1 protein-coding gene is annotated in these 1,233 nt (G+C 44.3%); it reads right to left on the bottom strand.

Features of this window, described 5'->3' with window-relative positions:
• Positions 1 to 1,133, bottom strand: a 1,133-nt coding sequence (locus A3729_RS06770; protein ID WP_231877368.1) for a VIT and VWA domain-containing protein, incomplete at its 3' end; no start/stop codon positions are given.
• Positions 1,134 to 1,233 lie beyond the last annotated feature (100 nt).

Raw genomic sequence — 1,233 nt, 5'->3', positions numbered from 1 at the left:
GTGCCGCCATTAGGGGTCGTCGATTCAAGTGATTGTGTATATCTTGATACATTCTCGGCTGTCGCAGGGGTGTAACCTTGTGTGATCTCACTTGCATTGTTGTTAAATAGGATGATGCGAAAACGGTCATTTGGATTTAGCTTGGAAAGCCCTTTGTTAACGCCTTCGATAAGGCTGTGGTATTTTCCCTGCATTGAGCCTGAGTAGTCCAGTACAAAGATCCAATCTCGCCCCAAGTTGATTTTACTTAAGTCATCCCCCGGGGTGATGGTCATCATAAAGGTTCCTTTGTCTTTTCCGGGTTCTTTGTGTGTGACCATATCAATCGAGCCTGGCAGGCCTTGTTGATGTCTCCAGTAGACCACGATATCTTGATCGAGTTTAGTGATTGATTGCTTTGCTGTGATTGGGTTTGAGTCTTCTTCGTTTTGTGCGGCCTGCCCATTCATCATGGATATATGCCATGCCTGATTCGTGTTTGAGGTGACAATTGCCTGCGGATGTTTCGGAAGACGGACATCGTCAATAGGGTAAGAGGATCTTATATTCATCTTGAAGCTGAATGCTTCGGTTACCACTTCGTTGTAGCTCCAAAAGGCCAACTTTTCTTCATCGACGCCACCATCTTCAAGTGGGTAGACATAACTGCCAATGCCATGGTCTGAATGGACAGCTTGAATGTAGACTAATCGGATTTTGACATCTTGCTTTGGCAAAACCGGGTAAACGGCACTATCAAAAGATTTATACTCATCCTGTTCTGTTAAGGCGGTTTCTCTGCCTTGTGCTTTTTCTTGCTCATAAATCTCGCGAGCTTGTTTTTTCTCAAGCACCTCGCCAGTCACAGCTTTACCGTCTATCCAATAGGTGAACTCTCCTACCGCTGCTTTTTCTGGAATGGGGAAGGAGTAGATTGCTTCTAGCGTGGTGTCATTCGGGTTGAAAAATAATTGTGTTACTGAAGTAATGGCATAGCCATCCTCGATAGTGACATCTACATGGTGTTGTTTTATTTCCAACGCTGGTAGCTGACCGTTTGCGGGTGACATGAGTCCAGCGGCCTGCGACATCATGCTAAATGCGAATAATAGGGTAAAGCTTATCAATTCTAAGAAGTTTGGTTGTCTGTTCATAATGCTCTCCATTTGTTGGTTTGTGGCAACAAGCGAAAGCAAAACTAGATGGTGATGAACGGATACTCAATAAAAAACGACTAAGTCTAATAGCAAGAGC

The sequence above is a fragment of the Oleiphilus sp. HI0043 genome (assembly GCF_001634935.1).
This window is presented reverse-complemented; position numbering and strand designations above follow the sequence as displayed.